The sequence below is a fragment of the Proteus vulgaris genome (assembly GCF_033708015.1).
In the GTDB taxonomy this organism is placed as follows: domain Bacteria; phylum Pseudomonadota; class Gammaproteobacteria; order Enterobacterales; family Enterobacteriaceae; genus Proteus.
Genome location: NZ_CP137920.1, coordinates 527,249 through 547,410 on the forward strand (window position 1 = coordinate 527,249; position 20,162 = coordinate 547,410).

Below are 20,162 nucleotides of genomic sequence, written 5' to 3' on the forward strand. Positions count from 1 at the left end.
AGCGCTAACTCTTCCTCGTACTTTTACTGAATAAGGCGTTATCGATATATTTGATAACGCTTTTTATCCTTTTCCTTTCAAATACTATTTACAGAAATTAAATAAGAGAAACGTTGAGTAATAGATGTTTTCTTTACATTCTCTGCTATTATCCTGCGCAATTAATGAATAGATATTGTTCAATACGGTAATGTTTATCTCATTAAAAATAAAAATGGGGAAAATGGTTAGCGAATATAGTGACCTTATCAATCCAGCCTCTAAGGGTAGAGGTGCGTTATTTCTACTTTAATTGCCAATAATATTATTGAGAGTGAAATATGAAAGAACTCGTTGTGGTTGCTATTGGAGGCAACAGTATTATTAAAGACAATGCTAGCCAGTCTATCGCTCATCAAGAACAAGCAGTACAAGAGGTTGCCGCCCATATTAGTGATATGGTGGCTGAAGGGTACAATATTGTATTAACTCATGGTAACGGGCCACAAGTTGGGCTTGATTTACGTCGCGCCGAAGTGGCACATGTGCAAGAAGGTTTACCATTAACACCATTAGCCAACTGTGTTGCTGATACACAAGGTGGTATTGGTTATTTAATACAACAAGCGTTAACGAATAAGCTTAGTGTTGAACAAAATACACAAGCAATTACCCTTATCACACAAGTTGAAGTTGATAAAAACGATCCCAATTTTATTTCTCCAACTAAGCCTATTGGTGCATTTTTCTCTGAACAAGAGATGGTGCAATTAAAGCAAGAAAATCCGCAATGGCACTTTGTTGAAGATTCTGGTCGTGGTTATCGTCGTGTAGTTGCCTCGCCCATTCCCCAACATGTTATTGAATCTAAGGCAATTAAGTCACTATCAGAGTGTGGTTATATCGTGATTGCTGTGGGGGGCGGTGGTATTCCAGTTATTAAAAATGAACATGGTAATTACCAAAGTGTTGATGCTGTTATTGATAAAGATCTGTCATCAACATTGCTCGCCAAAGAATTACATGCAGATATTCTTATCATCACCACAGGTGTTGAAAAAGTCTGTATTCATTTCGGCAAACCAGAACAAAAAGCGTTGGGTGAAACGACGGTTGCAGAAATGACACAATATATGCATGAAGGGCATTTTCCTCCAGGGAGTATGCTTCCTAAAATTGAAGCTAGCCTCTCATTTTTAGCTGCGGGTGGAAAAAGAGTTATTATCACAACGCCAGAAAAGTTAGCTTCTGCCTTAAAAGGTGAAACTGGAACACATATTGTTGCTTAATTATCTTTATCAGTAGTGTACGATTATTTCATTGATAAGCGCCTTATTTGTAAAAAGTAAGGCGCTTATTTTATGGGAGTCTTAAAGATAGGGAACTATTAAGTAGGATGATTAGCAGGATAGGCTTTTGCATAATGACGAGGATTTAATCTTGAAAATAATCCTATAGTCACAATCACTAAAATAGCATGGAATGCCCATGCATAAGTAAAGCTTCCATCCGACTGGCGTAATAGCACAGCAACTAATGGGCCAAACGCGGCAATAATAAACCCCCCGCCTTGCATTAAGGCTGATAGAGCTCCCGCTTGCGCTGGATCAGGAATATGATCCAGCGCGACAATCATCATCATGGAAAAACATCCACCTAAGCCACAACCTAAGAAAATACTCCAAAGATAAGGAGCACTCATTGGAATAATCATGATTGCGGCAAAACCGATAAATTGGCTTATTAATGTTACCGTAAGCCAAAAACGTCTATCGTGATTTTTAGCTGCTAAGAAAGGAATAATTAACGCGGCGGAGGCTTGGAAAAGGGAAAGGATGGCGACAAGTGAGCCACTTTGTGCGCTTGGCATTCCTAGTGATTGGTAGAAAGGTGCCAACCATGCCACAACAGAGGCGTAACCTGCATTAACACAACCAAAACCTAAAATAAGCAATCCTGTTCTAGGGCGCCAAATTAAGGTATTGAGTGATATTTTATTAGTAGAGGTGACACTGTTTTGAATTGAAAAAAGAATAGCGATAAAGGCAAAACCTGCGGGAAGCGCAAACCAAGCTAAAGCATTTTGCCACTGGCCATAATTTGCCGTAAGAAGAGGGGATAATTGCGCTCCGAGTGCACCACCTCCCATTAACATGGCGGAATATAGCCCCATCATAATAGGTGTTCGATTTCCAAACCATCCTTTAATAATGCCGGGAAATACCGCTTGAATATAGGCAACGCTTAAACCGCAAAAGAGGGCTGTCAGCAATAGTTGATTACCATCAGAAACATAAGCCCGAGAAAATGAGCCTATAAGAAGCATCAACATTGCGACTAAAAGTCCTTTACGTACTTGAATATAAGGCTGTAAGAACGGAACGATTAGTGCACCTACGCCCATTAAAAGCATGGGTAATAGCGTGAGTAACGAGACTTGGCTATAACTCATTCCTGTTGAAATAATAATATTGTCAATAACAGGGCCGGGGCTGGTTAAGAAAGGGCGTAAATTTATCCCAACTAGAATAATAGTGAGGATAATCTGCCATGTTTTTTTTCTTGGTAAGGCAGTCATTATAATTCTCTGATAAACATAAATATTGTCTATTGTATAGACAATATCTGTATAAACAAATGGCTATATTGAATATTTAAGTGTTATTTACAGTAAAGGGGGGCTAGGTATCTGCATTATTGGGATGGAGAGGCGAGTGTTTCATTATTTTAAAAATAAAACTAATAAATCGCTTAGACAGCGTAAGAGATAGTGATGTGAAAAGAGATTGGTATTACTAATGTTTTTCTATCTTATAAAAAGATAATGTTAATTTTAGTTTATTTATAAAGATAAACATTATCTCTTATTAAAGAAATGTTTATCTAAATCGATCTTGATACTAAGAATAGATAATTTTATGGATAAGTTTTACCTCTATAACTTAGCTTCCACTGTTTAATTTGGCTTTTAGGGTTAATTAATGTGAATTCATAGTGTTCAAAATGAGAAAGTACTTTTTTAAATTCAACTGTCGCTTTATCTAAATCCCATGATTTAGGGAAATAAAAACCATCAAAAGAAATATTTTCTAATCTGGCAATAAATTGATGGATAAATTCATCAAAACCCGCGTAAGTCAGTGCGATTTTGCCTGTCCAATCAATATGGAAAGTATTATTGGATTGACGTTGGAAAGTAATTTGATGCTTTGTACACTCATCATGCCCTAATAAATAAAGACTAAAAGCAGGGATTTCTGCGTATTCTTCATCCTCATCTTCATCACTATGGATTTGAGGGGCGATATCAACATTAAATTGATGAGTCACAAAGTTATCAAAATCGAAAGGCGCATTTCCTGTGTTGAGTAAAATACCTTGGTCGTCAGACCAATAAGTTGAGGAGAGTGTACAGCAGTGATAATTATCCCAGACAATTTGATCTTGCCAGTGTGCAAGGCTGGTATATTCTTGCTGATCATCTGATCCTTCATCATCACTATCAGCACAATAATCTTTACCCTCGCTTAAATAGTAATCGGCGCTTCTAAGGTGAAGATCAAACCAAAGTTGTCCATTTTTATCTAATCGACCAGACCAAACAAATTCTTTGATTGTATGAGGTTTAGGGTAAGCGCTATCAATAAAAGTAATGGTACGTAATGCTGTGGTCATGGTTTATGTTCTTTTTAATGTGAGTATTTTTATTCTAAAATACCATAAATTACATGATGTAATAGACTGCAAACAAGTGAGAAAGTAATGTTAATGGCATTAAATCAGCAACTACCTATTCCTTCTATCCCCTATGAAAATGGAAAAGGAGAGAGATGGCCATTAATTGATGGCAAATACGCTTTTCCACAAGACTATATTGCGTTAATTACACAATATGGTTCAGGCGTGATAGCCGATTTTATAACGTTATTTAATCCCTTTAGTAAAAATGAGTATATTGATTTTTTTCAACAAAAAGTGTGGATCCTTGAAGATTTTAATTCATTAATCAATGACGATCCTGACTACTATACTTTTGTTCTGTATCCAAAAGGTAATGGGCTTTTACCTATTGGTATTACTGATAATGGCGATACTCTTTTTTGGGTTGTTTCATCTAATGATAGTAATTTATGGACCATGGCAATTATTCCATCTAGATCCTCTGAGGTAGAATTTATTGCAGAAAATCTAACAGGATTTTTAGACGGTGTATTATCAAAACGAATACGTTGTCAGTCATTTCCGACGGGGTTTCCATCAGAAAATATAACGTTTATTTCAAACTGTTGATAGGTTAATTGCCTATGGGTCATTGAGTGACTCGTTATGTCGTGGTAAGCCCAATAGGGTTGGACATACTAAAGCGAATAAACCTACTCAACATAATATATTTACTTTAGTGTTATAGAAAGCGTGTGAAAAAAACAAAAAAGCCTTTTCTGAAATACCCAGAAAAGGCTTTTTATAAAAATAGACCTAACTGACTAGGATCAGTTCATGCCGTATTTTTTCAGTTTCTTACGCAGTGTGCCGCGGTTAATGCCCATCATTTGCGCTGCACGCGTTTGGTTGCCACGGGTGTACTGCATTACCATGTCCAACAATGGCTGTTCAACTTCAGCCAATACTAGCTCATATAAGTCATTAACATCTTGACCGTTTAATTGAGCAAAATAGTTCTTCAGTGCTTGTTTAACTGAGTCACGTAAAGGTTTTTGGGTCACCTGATCTTGTGAATTTACGGTGGCAACTGTTAGTACGTCTGAATTTACGCGTTGTTCGAACATAGTTCTGTCAGCTCTTTTATTTATTTACGCAAAAAATTTTCGAAATATGCTTCCAACGCCTCCAGCTGTTCGCTGGCATCCTCTATGGCGTTGAAGGAGCGCCGAAACTGGTCATCAGGGGCATGTTCCTTGAGATACCAAGAGACATGCTTGCGTGCAATGCGAGTTCCTTTGCCTTGACCGTAAAAGTCGTGCAACTCACGCACATGCTTTTGCATTATTTGTTGTACCTCTGCAATCGGCAGAGGGGGCAACAACTCACCTGTGTCCAGATAGTGCTGGATTTCCCGAAAGATCCAGGGTCTTCCCTGAGCAGCGCGACCGATCATCAAAGCATCGGCTCCAGTGTAGTCTAATACTGCTCTGGCTTTTAGCGGGTCTGTTATGTCTCCATTCGCAATAATGGGAATAGAAACACTCTGCTTAACTGTCCGAATGCTGTCGTATTCGGCTTCCCCTTTGAACAAACACTCGCGTGTACGCCCATGAATAGTGAGAGCCTGAATACCACAACGTTCAGCCAATTTGGCAATCTCTACACAGTTACGTTCATCAGGTGACCAGCCAGTACGGATCTTGAGAGTAACAGGAACATCTACCGCGTTAACCACAGCAGAGAGGATCTCTGCGACAAGGTCGGGATGACGAAGTAATGCTGAACCCGCTAGCTTTTTATTCACCTTTTTTGCAGGGCAACCCATGTTAATGTCGATAATTTGAGCGCCACTATCTGCGTTTATTTTCGCAGCAGCCGCCATATCAACGGGATCACTTCCTGCAATTTGTACGGAGCGGATCCCTAATTCATCACTGTGTACCATTCGTAATCGTGACTTGTCTGTCTGCCAAACCTGAGGATTGGAAGAAAGCATTTCAGAAACTGTCATACCCGCACCCATATCATAGCAAAGTGACCGAAAAGGTCGGTCTGTAACGCCAGCCATGGGAGCCGCGATAAGGCAATTTTTTAACTGATACTGTCCGATTCGCATAGATGAAAAGAGGGCCAAACTGTGACTGCAAGGGCGCGTATATTACGCATTTTTTGCCAGATATGAAAGGACAAAGTTTAACCAAATTGCGAAAAAAAGTTACTTGTTTACACTTGATTTTTTATAAATTGATTATTTAACCAATAAAAACATAATGTTATGTTTTTCTAAAAAATTAAAAATTGACGCTATTGAATTGATAAACAAGCGGAACTCAGTAAAGTTTATCAGGCAAAAATGTGATTAATGCCTGATAAACAATAATTAAGTGAAATTTTAACGTAATAAGATTATCTCATTTTGGTTAATATTTGTTCACTGTTATTTTTTCACACCGGTAATACGACACCACTCTTCTTTTTCAGCAACAGGATCTAAGCTAAATAGTCCTTCATAGGCTGCCGCTACCCCTTCTGCTTGTGTCGCTAACACCCCAGAAAGACCTAGGTGTCCACCTTGACGCGGCAGTGTACTGATCACTGGCGCAAGCTCACGTAATGGACCTGCTAAAATATTCGCGACGACGACATCAGCACTGAGGTTATCTGGCTGGTCTTTTGCAAGATAGAGTGTGAGTGCGTCAGAAACGCCATTACGCTGTGCATTATCACGACTCGCTTGAATAGCCTGAGGATCGATATCAATACCAATCGCTCTTGCTGCACCCAGTTTTAATGCCGCAATCGCTAAAATGCCAGAACCACAACCGAAGTCGATAACCGTTTTACCTGCTAAATCCAAACCATCAAGCCACTGAAGGCACAATGAGGTAGTAGGGTGGGTACCAGTACCAAACGCAAGACCAGGGTCTAGCATGACGTTTACGGCGTTAGGATCTGGCACTTCACGCCAGCTTGGGCAAATCCATAAACGCTCGCCGAAACGCATCGGGTGGAAGTTGTCCATCCATTCACGTTCCCAATCTTTATCTTCCAGTTGCTCAACTTTGTGCAGGAAGCCTTGACCGAGTAATGGCGTATTCTCTAACATCGCCACAACGATTTTCATGTCAGTTTCTGCATCATATAAACCGATAACATCAGTATCACCCCAAAGACGAGTTTCACCCGGTAAAGGTTCAAAAATAGGGGTATCGTGACTATCTTGGAAAGTCACTGAAACGGCACCGCTTTCAACCAATTCATCACCAATAGCTTCTGCATTAGCGGCGGTTGCATTAAGTCTTAATTGTATCCAAGGCATAATTAGTCTCTTTAAAAACGTATTCACTGTAATGATGCTGATTGGGGCAGAGTATGCTCTCCAAATCGATTAGCCACAAGAAATGCGACTAAGCTCAATAACAGGGATGGAATAATAGGGTGGAATCCAGCTATCTGAATATTAAAAGTTGCGAGGGTGGCATAGAGTATGGCGCCGGTGATCATGCCCGCAATAGCACCATAACGATTCGCTTTTTCCCAATAAAGCCCAAGAACTAAAGGCCATAAGAAAACAGCTTGTAGGCCACCAAAAGCAAGTAAGTTAAGCCAAATGATCATTGAGGGTGGGTTCCATGCCGCAAACAGCAGTAAGATACCTAAAATCAAGGTTGAAAGGCTTGATAAACGAGAGATACGCTTCTCATTCGTGATTGCATGCGGAGCGATATTGAGATAGAGATCTTTGACCAAGGTTGCTGATGATTGTAACAGTTGTGCATTTATCGTCGACATAATGGCAGCCATAGGTGCAGCAAGGAAAATACCCGCCGCAATAGGTGGCAATACTTCAACCATTAATGTTGGAATAACTTGATCAGGCACAGTCAGATCAGGAATGATAGCCCGACCCAATGCGCCAGCAAAGTGCATACCAAACATTAATAATGACATGACGATTGTGCCGATTATGATCCCTTTATGCATGGCTTTACTGTCTTTGTAAGAAATACAACGTACCGCTGTATGTGGCAAGCCAATAACACCAAAACAGACAAGTACCCAGAATGATGCCATAAACGGACCACTTAAAATTCCATCAGCACCTTGGGGAGAGATTAATGCAGGATCGAGGGTATTAAGCTTTTGTATCGCGACATCTAATCCACCTGCTTTATAGATAATGGCAAACAAAAGAATAAAGGTACCAAGCAGCATCACAAGACCTTGTAAGGCATCGTTTAATACGCTGGCTCTAAATCCGCCAATTGCCGTATATAGCGCAATAGAGATCCCAAAGATCAGCAAGCCGAATTCATAAGGAATGCCTGCTGCAGTTTCTAATAAGCGTGCTCCGCCAATAAATTGCACTGTCATAGCACCGACAAAAGCGACTAACAGGCTTAAACTGGCGAACCAGACGAGGAAACGGCTTTTGTAGCGAGCATAGAGCATGTCATTTAAGGTCACTGCATTATAACGGCGCGCTAAAATGGCAAATTTTTTCCCTAAAACACCCAATGAGAGCCAGATAGCGGGAAGTTGGATCATTGAAAGTAATACCCAACCAATGCCATATTTATAGGCAGCCCCCGGTCCGCCAATAAAGGAGCTTGCACTGACATAAGTTGCAGTGATAGTCATGGCTAGTACGAAGCCACCCATGGAGCGGTTACCAAGAAAATATTCGTTAAGAAACTCACCTTTTTCGCGCTTACGGTAAGCATAAGCTGACAGCAGAAAGACCAGCAGAAGGTAGCCAATCAGTGGCACTATGACCTCAGTTTGCATCGTCATGCTTATCTCCTAACGGCATATCTTTGAAAAAGTAGCGCACCATCAGATAGCACAACAGAAAAAACAAAACAGGTAGAAATAAGCATGAGAGCTCAAACCAAATGGGTAAACCCGTAATGCCGAGTGTGTTATCAGGTAAATAGGCGGTAATTAACCAACCCAACAAATATATAAAAGTTAAAATTAGGGCCCAAAGGGCTTCTTTGTGGGCCTGAACAAAACGTTTGTCCATCTGTTCTCCCAATTTTAATAGGGTTAAAAATGATGGGAGGATTGTACGGGAAAGTGAGTATTGATTCAGTGAAAATTAATCACAAAGTCATGATGGAGTACTAAAAATGAATTATCTTGTTGTTTTAAAAGGATTAGTGATGGGCTTGTCTATTAATCAAGAGATAAAATGTTGAAATAATCATCCTAAATAAAATGTTTGAGACAATTGAAATAGGAAAAAAGAAGAGCAAACACGGAAATCAATTGATCAAATGTAGTGCTCTTCTTGGCTTTTACTCATCTCATAAATTAAAAATTAAAGGGCATTTTTTATTCTTTCTAAACCTTCTTTGAGAATGGCACGAGGGCAAGCAAGGTTAATACGGATATAGTTATCTCCATTACTTACAAACATATTTCCACCTTCTAATAAAATGCCTGTCTTATTGGCAAAATAGAGTGAAAGTTGTTGGTTATCGATATCTTTAGGTAAATAATCTGCCAAATTAATCCATGCTAAATAGGTCGAATCAGGTATTTTAAAGTTTGCTTTTGGAAAATGAGTTTGAGTAAATTCTTGTACCAATTTAAAATTATCATCAAGATAGCTTCTTAGTGCTTTTAGCCATTCATCACATTGAGAATAAGCTGCTTTTGTGGCAACTAAACTTAATGGTGAAATAAAGTCATCATAAAGGCGAAGCCACTCTTTTTTGACTTCTTCATTTTTAATAAAAATATGAGACGTTAAATTACCGGCAAGATTAAATGTCTTACTTGGTGCCATACAGGTAACCATTTTCTCATAATGAGGGAAGAGTTTAGCAATAGGTATGTGTGTCACACCGTTACGTAATAAATCACAATGTATTTCATCTGATATTATCCAAATATCATTTTCAACACAGAGTTTTCCCATCTTAATTAGCTCTTCTTTTGTCCACACTTTACCGGTTGGGTTTTGAGGATTACATAAAATAAAAAGCTTAATATTGAGCGAGTTATCTTTAATTTTGCGTTCCATATCGGCAAAATCGACAGCGTACTCACCGTTTTTTTCTAATAAATCAGAGTAGAGCACTTGGCGAGAGTTATAATCACCTGCTTGTTTAAAGGGCGTATAAGAAGGTGTTTGAATAAGGATACTTTCATCTTCTTTTATTAATAAAGGCACTAGGCGATTTAATGCAGGAATAATACCTGGTGATAATACGATTTCATGCGGATCAATTTCCCAATCATAATGTCTTTGGCACCAATCTTTAAATATTTGGTAATACTCTCCATCATACACTTTGGTATAACCCAATATTTTTCTATCAAGGCGTGCCTTAATGGCATCAAGAATTTCAGGCGGAGTAGAGAAGTCCATATCCGCGACCCACATTCTAATAAACTCATTATCAGCAAAGGTAAATTGCGTGTCTTTATCTGCTTTAAAAATATATTGGCGCCAACCATCATAATTTAAAGCATCGGTATTTTTTCTATCTATAATTTCGTCAAAGTTATATTTCATGGTTAAGCCTTTAATATATCTAATTTAATTACATAAATTTTAAGAAAGGAGAAATACAAAGTAGGATGCCTGTAAAGATAATTAAATGCAGTGATCCACCTTTATAACGGTGTAATGAAGGTACTTTGTAAACTAAATAAGCAGGAATAAGACAACCCACAATTCCGAAAATAGGGCTTTCTGATTAATGTTTTCTGTGGCAATCGCCAGTGCATAATTTTTTCATTCTTCTTTTGAGAGAGAGGCCCTATCAACTTTTTGTTTTAATAAGGTCATACATGTAATCCCATGTGAAAGTAATATTTATAGTATTTGTTTTGTTAAATTTATTTTTGGAGCATGATTTTTAATCATTTTGTATTAGTTGAATAACAATACTTCGAGAATAATTTTAGCAATTAGGGTAATTAATTATTTCTCCATATTGGAAGCAACACGGACTTATTTATTAATAAAGTTCGATAAAATTGGATTATTGATTAATTATCTTTGATAAAAACGTTATTTTGATTAACGTCACAGAGGTGTAAATAGGATGGATCTTGACAAAACAGATATGGGGATCCTTAAGCTGTTACAAGAAGAAGGGCGGTTAAATAATGCAGAAATTGCTAAACGTGTTTTTTTATCCCCACCCGCTTGTTGGAAGCGACTTAAGGCGTTAGAAAATGGGGTGATAAAGCATTATCGAGCGATAATTGAACCTAAGCATCTAGGGTTTAATTTTTATGCATTTATGAACATCACGTTAGATTTGCATTCTGAAGATAATATGGCGCATTTTGAGCAAGAAATTATGAAAATTGATAATGTCATTTCTTGCCATAATATTTCAGGGCGATATGACTATATGTTGCAGCTGGTCGTTAAAGATATGGAAGATTTTCATAATGTTTCAATGATGAAAATACGCGCAATTGGCAATATCAAAGAGATGAACACCAGTTTTAGTATTCGAGAAATAAAACCTTTTAAAGGATTTCCTATTAAATAAATACCCATTAGAAAATCAGCAATAAAAAAGGCATAGTAAATAAACTATGCCTTTTCTTGTTAAGTGAGAAAGATTATTTCTCAGCTAAACCTAGACGTTTTTCAAGGTAGTGAATGTTTGTACCACCTTTTTGGAAACTTTCATCATTCATAATGAACTGGTGCAGTTCAATATTGGTTTTAATGCCATCAATGATAAGTTCTGCCAACGCATTTTTCATTCGAGAGATCGCAATTTCGCGTGTTTCACCGTAAGTGATCAATTTACCAATCATTGAATCATAGTGAGGTGGAACAGTATAACCTGCGTAAATATGTGATTCCCAACGTACGCCAAATCCACCAGGTGAGTGGAAACGAGTAATAGTCCCTGGGCTTGGCATGAAGGTTTTTGGATCTTCTGCGTTGATACGACATTCAATGGCATGACCATGAACGTTAATTTGATCTTGCGTTACGGATAAAGGTAAGCCAGATGCAATACGTAACTGTTCTTTGATTAAGTCAATGCCTGTGATCATCTCTGTTACTGGATGTTCAACCTGAATACGGGTATTCATCTCAATAAAGTAGAATTCACCATTTTCATACAGGAATTCGAATGTACCTGCGCCACGATAGCCGATTTCAATACAGGCGTTCGCACAGCGTTCGCCGATATTTTTACGGATTTCAGGGGTAATACCCGGAGCCGGTGCTTCTTCAACCACTTTTTGGTGACGACGTTGCATTGAGCAATCACGTTCAGCCAAATAGATTGCATTACCCTGACCATCAGCCATAACTTGAATTTCAACATGGCGTGGGTTTTCAAGGTATTTTTCCATGTATACCATGTCGTTGCTAAATGCCGCTTTGGCTTCCGCACGCGTCATTGTAATGGATTGTTCTAGATCTTTTTCAGAACGAACAACCCGCATACCGCGACCACCACCGCCACCAGAGGCTTTGATGATAACTGGGTAGCCAATACGTTTAGCAATTTCAATATTTTTCGCAGTATCGTTACCTAAAGGACCGTCTGATCCTGGCACACAAGGAACACCCGCTTTTTTCATCGCTTCAATAGCAGAAACTTTATCACCCATTAGGCGGATGGTTTCAGCTTTGGGGCCGATAAAAATAAAGCCTGAGCGTTCAACTTGCTCTGCGAAATCAGCATTTTCAGACAGGAAACCGTATCCTGGATGAATGGCTTGTGCGCCACTGATCTCAGCCGCTGCAATAATTGCAGGGATATTTAGGTAACTTTTTGCTGAAGCAGCGGGACCAATACAGATAGTCTCGTCTGCCAGCAGAACGTGCTTTAAATCACGGTCTGCCGTGGAGTGGACGGCAACTGCTTTTATCCCAAGCTCTTTACATGCTCTTAGGATACGCAGTGCTATCTCACCACGGTTGGCAATGAGGATTTTTTCTAGCATGGACCTGCCTCGTTATTCGATAACAAAGAGTGGAGCGTCAAACTCAACGTTGTCGCCATCTTGGCAAAGGATAGATTTAACAACACCCGCTTTGTCAGATTCAATCTGGTTCATCATTTTCATTGCTTCAACGATGCACAGAGTATCGCCTACATTGACTTGCTGACCGACTTCAACAAATTTCTTAGCTTCAGGGCTTGGTGAGCGGTAGAACGTTCCGACCATTGGTGAACGAACAACATGACCGCTGATTTCTTGCGTTGGTGTAGCCGCTGGTGTTTCTGGCGCTACGGGCGCAACTGCATTGGCTAATGCAGGTTGAGGAGCCGCTGGTGCCGCAAAATATTGCTGAGGAGCCATTTGACCCTGAAGGCCAGAGTTACGACTAATACGTACTGACTCTTCACCTTCAGAGATTTCCAGTTCAGAAATGCCAGACTCTTCGACTAGCTCGATCAGTTTTTTAATTTTACGAATATCCATGAGTTGATTCCGTACTCTTTTTGATGTTTTTTATTAAGACAAGCGGCTGACCGCTGCCTGTAAAGCAAATCGATAACCTTCTGCACCTAATCCACAGATTACGCCTGTTGCGATATCGGAGAGATATGAATGGTGGCGGAAAGGCTCCCGACTGTAGACATTGGATAGGTGAATTTCAATAAATGGAATATTCACCCCTAATAATGCATCACGCAGTGCAACACTGGTATGCGTGAAAGCTGCAGGATTGATTAATATATAATCGACATTACCCCGAGCTGCATGAATTTTATTTATCAGCTCAAATTCAGCGTTAGACTGAAAATGACTGAGTTTCACATTTAATGCCTGAGCATCTGCTGACAAACTTTGAACGATATCATCCAGAGTTAAGTGTCCGTAGGTTTCCGGCTCTCTTGTTCCAAGCAGGTTTAAATTCGGACCATTCAGGAGCAAAATATGAAAATTTTCCGACATTATGCTTCTATCTCCGTCAATTCGTCAACGAAATGACAAAATAACCTGTGCTTTTCGTTTTGTCATCTTTTATTGTATCCAATGCGACGATACATATCACAAAGTCCGACATTATAGACATTTCACAGAAGATAACAGCAAAATACTGGTCTAATCAGGGAATGAAGGGTTTATTTTGATGAAAAGTTAAAAGTGTTTACAAGATTGTAAACGCGAGAAAGCAAAATAAATAAGTGACTAAAAAACCATCATAACATCACGTTATTTATTGATGTCATTGGAAATCTGAACTTCTTTGAGGTCAGTCATCAATATATATTACAAATGTGATCTACATCACAATTTTCTATCTATATCACCTACAATAAAGCTTACTCTGGCATTAAATAAGGTGAATTAATGCCAGAAATAAGCAGATAAAACTCAAGAATTAGCGAAAAGCCCGCAGGGCTTTAAAGATCAATCAGGCGTTGACTGGCTCTGAACGTAGGCTCTGAGTGTTTCAATCGTTGCCCCTCCGGAGCTACAGACAAAGTACGACCTTGACCACAAAAGCCTCGTTTTACTTTGCGTCCGTAAATGTGTGTTTTGCTGGCGCAGCAGGCGCGACGATACTGATTTCAGATTGTTGACCATCACACTGACCGCCAGTTTTGGCGGGTAAGCAACCAGCAGATGCACATGGTCAGGCTCTCCGTCCATCTCAATAATTTCGCATTCAAGTTTTGCCGCAGCGGAGTCAAATGCATCACGCAGTTGAGCGATCATTTGTCAATAGCTTACGTCAATACTTTGTCGTAAAGATCAGATGCACGACCAGTTTACTGACACTGTGCCGCTTTCTGAGGGTTCCCGCCAGTAAATCATCATGATTACTCAATTGATATATTGCCCTAACATGTTAAAATAAAAACATTATATCAATGAGCGCTGATGATATTAAGAGCAACAAAAGTACGCATCTACCCAACACCAGAACAGGCTGAATATCTCAACGCTCAGTTCGGTGCGGTTCGTTTTGCGTACAACAAAGCGCTGCACATCAAGAAAGACGCTTACCAGCGGCACGGCGTAAATTTAAACCCGCGTAAAGACCTTAAACCGCTGCTTGCCGTGGCGAAAAAATCCCGCAGATATGGGTGGCTTAAAGAATATGATTCAATTGCATTGCAGCAGGCGGTGATTAACCTTGACGTGGCTTTCTCCAACTTTTTTAATCCGAAACTAAAAGCCCGTTTTCCCACGTTTAAAAGTAAGCATGGCAGACAATCTAGCTATCATTGTGTCGGGATCAAAGTCATTGATGGCGCGATAAAAATCCCGAAAATCGCACCGATTGAAGCGCGTTTACATCGTGAAATTACGGGGGCGCTGAAAAGTATCACACTGAGCCGCAGCGCAACCGGAAAATACTATGCGTCACTACTCTGTGATGACGGGGTAGAAGCACCGGCAAAGCCAACATTGATATCAAATATCACGGGGCTTGATGTGGGGCTGAGTCATTACGCCATCAAATCAGACGGCAATAAGATTGCTAATCCGCGCCACCTTATCAATGCCAGCCGTCACCTACGTCGAAAACAAAAAGCCTTATCTCGCAAGCAAAAAGGGAGTGCTAATCGCCGTAAAGCCCGAATACAGCTTGCAGGTGTACACGAACGGGTAGCCAATGCCCGTGCTGATTTTCAACACAAACTCTCTCGTGCAATTGTTGACGAAAACCAAGCGGTAATTGTCGAGACACTGAAATCGGCGAATATGATGAAAAACCACTGTCTGGCTCGCGCTATCGGTGATGCAGGCTGGCATGGTTTTATCACAAAGCTGGAATATAAAGCCGCAGAAAAAGGCGTCCATCTGGTAAAACTGGATCAATGGTTTGCCAGTTCGAAAACCTGTCATTGTTGCGGTCATAAAATGTCAGAAATGCCACTACATAAGCGTATCTGGCAATGCCCTGAATGTGGAGTTGAACATGACCGAGATATCAATGCGGCAATCAATATCCGACACAAGGGCATATTGGAATTACACGCGGCGGGACTCGTCGTTTCAGCCCATGGAGACCCGCGTAAATCCGTCGTACAGAGGGTTGCGGTCTGAGAAGTGGGAAGCCTCGCCGTTTACGGCGGGGAGCAGTCATCTAAGTTTGGTTCTTCTGGTTAGGTTGGGCTTCTTTCGACGGTGCAATCCAAGAAATCCCTAGTCCGTTGATTGGTGCTCTTATCAGGTACGCACTGTAATCTTTCGATACCGCAGCGTGATTCGGAGGCAGAGCCGGAATTTCGTTTTCCGGTACGTTTTACTACCACAATTTGCCTGTTTATCCTTTCGGAGACCGGGCTAAGTCCGAGTCAATCAAGTGGTGCATTTGAGTTAGTGTCTTTGAATGGTTTTAAGGAAGTAGTGACAAGCTAGCTTCCCGTTGCTAAGATTGGATTGTTAAGGTCGAATCGTTAGCAACTATGCACCGATTTAGATTAGCAGAGCCGAAGTGATGTCACAATCATTTCGGCTCTGTGCCTTCTGGAGTATCACAAAAAAATCCTTCTGTATTTCAATCCGCAATGCTCGCCGCAAGATGAAAATTTATTTTCCATCGAGGAAGCGTCATATCATCTAACGCTCGTTGAGTCGCCATACTCCCGAAGCTAATAAGTGCTAATCGTGTACTAATTTAGTGCTAAATAAGTGCTAATTCTGGAAGCCCTCCCCGCTGTCGTACTAATCATGTGCTAATTAGGTGCTTCGGTAGTGCTAGTTTTAAATGGCAAATTTATGTTGGGTAATTTACAGGCACGACGGCGACGTATACAAATCGCGTGCTTAGGGAATAAATTCCCTAATACCCTTTTTCAATCTCTACGAGCTATTTCTAATCATGCAGGATAGGGATAGTGATCCCAAATGTAGCCACATTTGATTCTATCTCCCCTGAACTTGCAGTTGGCTGTTAAAGCAAAAATGAAATTAACCTCGATTTTTCAGATTTCCGTTCATCATTAAAAACACTACCGCCCTCGTTTTACTCGGTTGGTCAAATCGCTTCTTGCCATAAAACAAGTTTGTGACTTTCAGCGATTTCGCATCGTTTTACTTGTCAGTTTGCATGATGTTAAAAACGCACTCAGAAGCTCGCAAAACCGTTCTAAACTTTGGGTGTTTTATAGGGTGATCGTGTCTTAAAATCGTTTTGAGGGGCTTTGATGGGGATGAACGGGCGGTTTTCGCGAACTAACTCGCCCGTTTAACATAAAAGGGATTATTTGAAGGGGGTAGATTTCCAACGTGCTTCTAACTTTTCTAATAGCTCAAACGTTATTTCTTGAACAAAATTTTTCATGGTAGGATGAAAACTCGCTATTAAAACGACTTTTTGATTTGAATTGGTCATATATTTTAAGGTAAACACTTCAGTCTTACCATAGGGAGTCCCTAAAAGAACCTTTTCAGGCCCTCTCCTAATCGGATTCCCTATATGCTGATAAAGCCATTGGTCAGTCATGACTTGTTCTAACCCAAACGGGATTTTATTGGGGAATACCCAACCATTTTTAATATTATTTGGGATTAATGTCAGTGTAATTTGAGAGAGCGTTTTTAATGGGTTTTTAAATGATAAAAAAACATATTCTTTGCTCATCCGTAACTTTAAAGTGATATCACCCGAATTGCCTTGCGGTTTAGTTTTATAAGGAATTAACCCGTCGTTATAAAGTTCATCATAAGTATCCCCTAATCGCCGTACTAAGGCTTCAATATTTACACTCATTGGTATAATCCTTTCGCTCTATTTAATCGGTGTAGTTCAGCTAAAACCTTATCTAATTCTTCATCAGGAGTATTATATTCCGCTTTTAAACATCGTCGCTCTATTTCCCAATTTCGTTCAACCGCTTTTTTTAAATCCTGACCGTCATACTCTTTTCGACGCAGTTTTGTATCATCGTCTAATTCAACCCAACTATTATTTCTGCCACCGTAGGTTTCACTGCATTTTTGGTGTACCGATTTAGGGATAGCAACGGATGCTACATTATCTAATGCTATATCTAATTGGGTTTCAGTCATTGTTTCATCTAAATTTGTTAAATAAATTTCGACTGCGGCTTTTGACGGAATATGGTCAACTTCATAGATCCCCCCTTTAGAGAGTTTTTTCAATTTTCCGTAATAATCGACTTCTAAAAAATTCACGATCCTTTTTTGAAAATAGACATAAATAGCAGGCACTTCCCCCCAAGGGTCGACAATAATAAAATCATTAAAATCGTCTTCTTCCAATGGAAAGGTTTCTACCCAACCATTCTGCCGTTCTTCTGGAAAACCGGGAGGCGCATTCAACGTCTTTTCAGGAATAGGGTTAGGCAAGCGCCAAATTTCTTGGGGCTCGGGTAACGGAAGTGGCGGTGTGGTATAGCCCACCTCCCCCCCATCATGGATAAGGGTCTCTTGACGCCCATTATTTAAACTGAATTTAACAGTTTGAAAAGCATCACTGGGGTTTGAGGGGATATATTCTGCGGTATTCCCTGCCATATCCCAATGAAATTCTCCATCAATATCGGGATCTGAAAATGACGCAGTACCATCTTCATGACGTGTAGCAAATCGGACTCTGACATGATTAAGTCCACTGGCCTCATTGACGATATAGCCGGCGACTTTATTGGCATATGCCGTATTTTCATTTTCAACAATCCGAAATCGCACACCTGTGATGACGGTACTTTTTTTATGCGCAAGCTGTCGTAGCGTGGCTTCTTCCGCATAATTTTGTCCTTTGATAGTCTGCGGTGAACGAGAAAATCCGCCAACCAGAAGAGGAAAATTAATAATTCTTCCAATAAAGAGTTGGTCTTCATTTGGGTCACCCGCCGGCTCGGAGTGAAATAGTAAAGTTAAAAGTCCTCCCCGAGAAGCCGTCGCTACATCTTTCATCGCTTTCACAATTTTAATCACGCGTTGATGAGAAGAAGCCGTCGGTTTCAAAATGGGTTTAGGTAATTCAATGGGTTTAGGTGGAGCATAGGATAGTGAGCGTGCCTCCATAAAAAGTTTAGCGGGCATGACAGAAACCGGTGTTACTTGTCCCCCCGCAGTCGTTCTTCCTTCCTCGTTATTTTTTCCGTGAATAAGGTATTCAGGCATCTATCGCTTCCTAAAATAAAGAGATTTAATGAAGTAAGAATAGTGAATAAAAAAGATATTGATTCAGTAATAATTGAAATACGGATAAGACCCATTATGTTAAACGGACGAGTTTACACCTTAAAACCGCCCGTTAATCACCATCAGAACGCATCAGCACGATTTTAAGCACCAAATACACCCCATAACACCCAAAATCCACCCTGAAAGTTTAGAACGGTTTCTGTGCCGTTTTGGCTCATTTTTAACATTTCTTTTTTTAAACCTAAAAATACGGTTAAAGTCTTTAAAAGCACGCAATTCTTTATGAGGGAACGTATGAAAACGAAAAAAAAATTAAAAAACGAAACTGAAATGCGTAAATGGAAAAGGCTCAACCAAATGGTAAAAAGGAAAAATCGGTTTAGTCAGGCGCAAATAGAGCAATGGAAAAAGGAGCAAGAAGACCAAGAGCAACGAGATGCATGGCTTACTGAAAGTGAAGAGGCGATAAAACGCCACATGAGAGACTTGTAGCGTTTAACATAAAAGGGATTAGAAGAACCTATCTGTTGATTTTAATGAAATAGAATTGTTTTTTATTTTAATCACAGTCATACCTATTAAAAATAAAAAATGCAGTGCTTTTTTCTGCACCTTTGTAGATAAAAGTTCCAGTAACTGGGTAGGTAGAATTGTTAAACCAATGTTTATCACACCAACTCATCCTTACCATTCTTAATACATTATCTTTAAGTTTATCACTGATTTCATTGGTTATTTTTATTGATGTGGTGTAGCTGAATATAAGTCCGTTCTCAGTGGATTTTACTTTTTCAGCCACAGTATAGTCATCAATTCGTTTTGGTAAATTTTTGTTTAATATGATAGAAGTAGATTTCAGCTCATTAATGATTTCTAATTTTGAATTGGCAAATGATGAGGCACTAAATGTCATAGCACTTGTAATTAGCAGAAACAGAAATATTTTGAAATTCATTCAAGAACCTATTTTTTTATTGTAAATCAATTAATTAATTAATGTATCATGATACAAAAACTGACATTATCAAGTGGTAATCATAATATAATTGTTAAGTGCGGATTTTCATGGTTCGCATTTTTTTTTGGATTTTGGCCATTTTTGTTTAGAAAAATGTGGAAGGTCGGTTTTTTCTGGCTATTTTTTTGCATCTTTTGGACTGTTTTAAGCATCTGGGCCCATTCTGATGGATCGCAGTTTTTAATTTTAGTTTTATGGCTTGTTAGATTGGGGTATTCAATAATTCAAGGGTTCAGCATCAACGGATTGTATGTTGATAAGTTAACTAGCATGGGTTATGTAATAACTAAAAAAACATAAAATAATACCTAATGCCCCAATGTGGTACCAATTATAACGGAGCGAAGCGACATCGTCATCTTGTCTTTGCTTTTCTCCATGATTGGCTCTTGGGTCATGGTTTCTTAGCTTGTTCCTTTAG

Annotated in this window: 20 protein-coding genes and 2 pseudogenes; 6 read left to right on the forward strand and 16 right to left on the reverse strand. The window is 39.5% G+C overall.

Annotation, left to right across the window (positions count from 1 at the left end; genetic code table 11):
* Positions 1 to 320: 320 nt before the first annotated feature.
* Positions 321 to 1,268, forward strand: a complete 948-nt coding sequence (locus SB028_RS02645; protein ID WP_069368391.1) for a carbamate kinase family protein — start codon at positions 321 to 323, stop codon at positions 1,266 to 1,268.
* Positions 1,269 to 1,366: 98 nt separating this feature from the next.
* Here SB028_RS02645 and SB028_RS02650 read toward each other — a convergent pair whose 3' ends face one another.
* Both SB028_RS02650 and SB028_RS02655 read right to left on the reverse strand, forming a co-directional pair.
* The gene (locus tag SB028_RS02650; RefSeq protein ID WP_069368390.1) at positions 1,367 to 2,557 is read right to left on the reverse strand and encodes a cyanate transporter; all 1,191 of its coding nucleotides are present in this window, start codon (positions 2,555 to 2,557) and stop codon (positions 1,367 to 1,369) included.
* A 338-nt stretch (positions 2,558 to 2,895) separates the two neighbouring features.
* Complete coding sequence (locus SB028_RS02655) at positions 2,896 to 3,654, reverse strand: hypothetical protein (protein ID WP_069368389.1); 759 nt, start codon at positions 3,652 to 3,654, stop codon at positions 2,896 to 2,898.
* Positions 3,655 to 3,741: 87 nt separating this feature from the next.
* Between SB028_RS02655 and SB028_RS02660 the strand changes: the two genes are divergently transcribed.
* Entirely contained in the window at positions 3,742 to 4,269 is a 528-nt protein-coding gene (locus SB028_RS02660; RefSeq protein WP_197672853.1) for an SMI1/KNR4 family protein, read from the forward strand.
* Positions 4,270 to 4,469: 200 nt separating this feature from the next.
* Here the strand turns inward: SB028_RS02660 and fis are convergent, their stop codons facing one another.
* The 7 genes and pseudogenes from fis to SB028_RS02695 form a co-directional block, all read right to left on the reverse strand.
* A complete protein-coding gene (fis, locus tag SB028_RS02665) occupies positions 4,470 to 4,766 on the reverse strand; it encodes a DNA-binding transcriptional regulator Fis (protein ID WP_004245342.1) in 297 nt (98 codons plus the stop codon).
* 20 nt (positions 4,767 to 4,786) lie between these two features.
* Positions 4,787 to 5,758: a tRNA dihydrouridine synthase DusB gene (gene dusB / locus SB028_RS02670; protein ID WP_069368388.1), complete on the reverse strand. Its 972-nt coding sequence runs from the start codon at positions 5,756 to 5,758 to the stop codon at positions 4,787 to 4,789.
* Between the two features lie 321 nt (positions 5,759 to 6,079).
* Positions 6,080 to 6,961 (reverse strand): 50S ribosomal protein L11 methyltransferase, encoded by an 882-nt coding sequence (prmA, locus tag SB028_RS02675; RefSeq protein ID WP_069368387.1) that lies wholly within the window; start codon positions 6,959 to 6,961, stop codon positions 6,080 to 6,082.
* Between the two features lie 23 nt (positions 6,962 to 6,984).
* Positions 6,985 to 8,430 carry a sodium/pantothenate symporter gene (gene panF, locus SB028_RS02680; protein WP_069368409.1) on the reverse strand — a complete coding sequence of 482 codons (1,446 nt, stop codon included), beginning with the start codon at positions 8,428 to 8,430 and terminating at the stop codon, positions 6,985 to 6,987.
* Positions 8,420 to 8,668 (reverse strand): YhdT family protein, encoded by a 249-nt coding sequence (locus SB028_RS02685; protein WP_069368386.1) that lies wholly within the window; start codon positions 8,666 to 8,668, stop codon positions 8,420 to 8,422. Before SB028_RS02685 ends, panF begins: the two co-directional genes overlap by 11 nt.
* Before the next feature lie 297 nt (positions 8,669 to 8,965).
* Entirely contained in the window at positions 8,966 to 10,168 is a 1,203-nt protein-coding gene (locus SB028_RS02690) for a MalY/PatB family protein (RefSeq protein ID WP_069368385.1), read from the reverse strand.
* Between the two features lie 28 nt (positions 10,169 to 10,196).
* Positions 10,197 to 10,346: pseudogene (locus tag SB028_RS02695) on the reverse strand (hypothetical protein); the annotation flags it as partial.
* Positions 10,347 to 10,703: 357 nt separating this feature from the next.
* Between SB028_RS02695 and SB028_RS02700 the strand changes: the two are divergent.
* Positions 10,704 to 11,162, forward strand: a complete 459-nt coding sequence (locus tag SB028_RS02700) for an Lrp/AsnC family transcriptional regulator (protein WP_069368384.1) — start codon at positions 10,704 to 10,706, stop codon at positions 11,160 to 11,162.
* 73 nt (positions 11,163 to 11,235) lie between these two features.
* On the opposite strand, the gene accC is transcribed toward SB028_RS02700, so the two are convergent.
* The 4 genes and pseudogenes from accC to tnpA all read right to left on the reverse strand — a co-directional run bounded on the left by accC (position 11,236) and on the right by tnpA (position 14,425).
* A complete protein-coding gene (gene accC, locus SB028_RS02705; RefSeq protein ID WP_069368383.1) occupies positions 11,236 to 12,585 on the reverse strand; it encodes an acetyl-CoA carboxylase biotin carboxylase subunit in 1,350 nt (449 codons plus the stop codon).
* Between the two features lie 12 nt (positions 12,586 to 12,597).
* Positions 12,598 to 13,068, reverse strand: a complete 471-nt coding sequence (accB, locus tag SB028_RS02710) for an acetyl-CoA carboxylase biotin carboxyl carrier protein (RefSeq protein ID WP_069368382.1) — start codon at positions 13,066 to 13,068, stop codon at positions 12,598 to 12,600.
* Between the two features lie 33 nt (positions 13,069 to 13,101).
* Entirely contained in the window at positions 13,102 to 13,545 is a 444-nt protein-coding gene (gene aroQ / locus SB028_RS02715) for a type II 3-dehydroquinate dehydratase (protein WP_006535378.1), read from the reverse strand.
* A 459-nt stretch (positions 13,546 to 14,004) separates the two neighbouring features.
* A pseudogene (gene tnpA, locus SB028_RS02720) lies at positions 14,005 to 14,425 on the reverse strand (IS200/IS605 family transposase).
* A gap of 56 nt (positions 14,426 to 14,481) precedes the next feature.
* On the opposite strand from tnpA, the gene SB028_RS02725 reads away from it, so the two are divergent.
* Complete coding sequence (locus SB028_RS02725) at positions 14,482 to 15,651, forward strand: RNA-guided endonuclease TnpB family protein (RefSeq protein ID WP_318860131.1); 1,170 nt, start codon at positions 14,482 to 14,484, stop codon at positions 15,649 to 15,651.
* A 1,159-nt stretch (positions 15,652 to 16,810) separates the two neighbouring features.
* Here the strand turns inward: SB028_RS02725 and SB028_RS02730 are convergent.
* On the reverse strand, positions 16,811 to 17,320 hold the full coding sequence (locus tag SB028_RS02730; protein WP_069369145.1) for a DUF6392 family protein: 510 nt from the start codon (positions 17,318 to 17,320) through the stop codon (positions 16,811 to 16,813).
* Positions 17,317 to 18,699: an S-type pyocin domain-containing protein gene (locus SB028_RS02735; RefSeq protein ID WP_318859783.1), complete on the reverse strand. Its 1,383-nt coding sequence runs from the start codon at positions 18,697 to 18,699 to the stop codon at positions 17,317 to 17,319. Before SB028_RS02735 ends, SB028_RS02730 begins: the two co-directional genes overlap by 4 nt.
* A 318-nt stretch (positions 18,700 to 19,017) precedes the next feature.
* Between SB028_RS02735 and SB028_RS02740 the strand changes: the two genes are divergently transcribed.
* Positions 19,018 to 19,215: a hypothetical protein gene (locus SB028_RS02740; protein ID WP_069369147.1), complete on the forward strand. Its 198-nt coding sequence runs from the start codon at positions 19,018 to 19,020 to the stop codon at positions 19,213 to 19,215.
* A gap of 67 nt (positions 19,216 to 19,282) precedes the next feature.
* Here the strand turns inward: SB028_RS02740 and SB028_RS02745 are convergent, their stop codons facing one another.
* Positions 19,283 to 19,678: a hypothetical protein gene (locus SB028_RS02745; protein WP_069369146.1), complete on the reverse strand. Its 396-nt coding sequence runs from the start codon at positions 19,676 to 19,678 to the stop codon at positions 19,283 to 19,285.
* A 48-nt stretch (positions 19,679 to 19,726) separates the two neighbouring features.
* Here SB028_RS02745 and SB028_RS20690 point away from each other — a divergent pair, with 48 nt between their 5' ends.
* A complete protein-coding gene (locus SB028_RS20690) occupies positions 19,727 to 20,041 on the forward strand; it encodes a DUF2628 domain-containing protein (protein WP_368911131.1) in 315 nt (104 codons plus the stop codon).
* Positions 20,042 to 20,162 lie beyond the last annotated feature (121 nt).

Excerpts from the sequence above, each read along its gene's own strand:
- SB028_RS02645 (WP_069368391.1), top strand. The coding sequence starts at position 321 with ATGAAAGAACTCGTTGTGGTTGCTATTGGAGGCAACAGTATTATTAAA.
- SB028_RS02650 (WP_069368390.1), bottom strand. The coding sequence starts at position 2,557 with ATGACTGCCTTACCAAGAAAAAAAACATGGCAGATTATCCTCACTATT.
- SB028_RS02655 (WP_069368389.1), bottom strand. The coding sequence starts at position 3,654 with ATGACCACAGCATTACGTACCATTACTTTTATTGATAGCGCTTACCCT.
- SB028_RS02660 (WP_197672853.1), top strand. The coding sequence starts at position 3,742 with ATGTTAATGGCATTAAATCAGCAACTACCTATTCCTTCTATCCCCTAT.
- fis (WP_004245342.1), bottom strand. The coding sequence starts at position 4,766 with ATGTTCGAACAACGCGTAAATTCAGACGTACTAACAGTTGCCACCGTA.
- dusB (WP_069368388.1), bottom strand. The coding sequence starts at position 5,758 with ATGCGAATCGGACAGTATCAGTTAAAAAATTGCCTTATCGCGGCTCCC.
- prmA (WP_069368387.1), bottom strand. The coding sequence starts at position 6,961 with ATGCCTTGGATACAATTAAGACTTAATGCAACCGCCGCTAATGCAGAA.
- panF (WP_069368409.1), bottom strand. The coding sequence starts at position 8,430 with ATGCAAACTGAGGTCATAGTGCCACTGATTGGCTACCTTCTGCTGGTC.
- SB028_RS02685 (WP_069368386.1), bottom strand. The coding sequence starts at position 8,668 with ATGGACAAACGTTTTGTTCAGGCCCACAAAGAAGCCCTTTGGGCCCTA.
- SB028_RS02690 (WP_069368385.1), bottom strand. The coding sequence starts at position 10,168 with ATGAAATATAACTTTGACGAAATTATAGATAGAAAAAATACCGATGCT.
- SB028_RS02700 (WP_069368384.1), top strand. The coding sequence starts at position 10,704 with ATGGATCTTGACAAAACAGATATGGGGATCCTTAAGCTGTTACAAGAA.
- accC (WP_069368383.1), bottom strand. The coding sequence starts at position 12,585 with ATGCTAGAAAAAATCCTCATTGCCAACCGTGGTGAGATAGCACTGCGT.
- accB (WP_069368382.1), bottom strand. The coding sequence starts at position 13,068 with ATGGATATTCGTAAAATTAAAAAACTGATCGAGCTAGTCGAAGAGTCT.
- aroQ (WP_006535378.1), bottom strand. The coding sequence starts at position 13,545 with ATGTCGGAAAATTTTCATATTTTGCTCCTGAATGGTCCGAATTTAAAC.
- SB028_RS02730 (WP_069369145.1), bottom strand. The coding sequence starts at position 17,320 with ATGAGTGTAAATATTGAAGCCTTAGTACGGCGATTAGGGGATACTTAT.
- SB028_RS02735 (WP_318859783.1), bottom strand. The coding sequence starts at position 18,699 with ATGCCTGAATACCTTATTCACGGAAAAAATAACGAGGAAGGAAGAACG.
- SB028_RS02740 (WP_069369147.1), top strand. The coding sequence starts at position 19,018 with ATGAAAACGAAAAAAAAATTAAAAAACGAAACTGAAATGCGTAAATGG.
- SB028_RS02745 (WP_069369146.1), bottom strand. The coding sequence starts at position 19,678 with ATGAATTTCAAAATATTTCTGTTTCTGCTAATTACAAGTGCTATGACA.
- SB028_RS20690 (WP_368911131.1), top strand. The coding sequence starts at position 19,727 with ATGATACAAAAACTGACATTATCAAGTGGTAATCATAATATAATTGTT.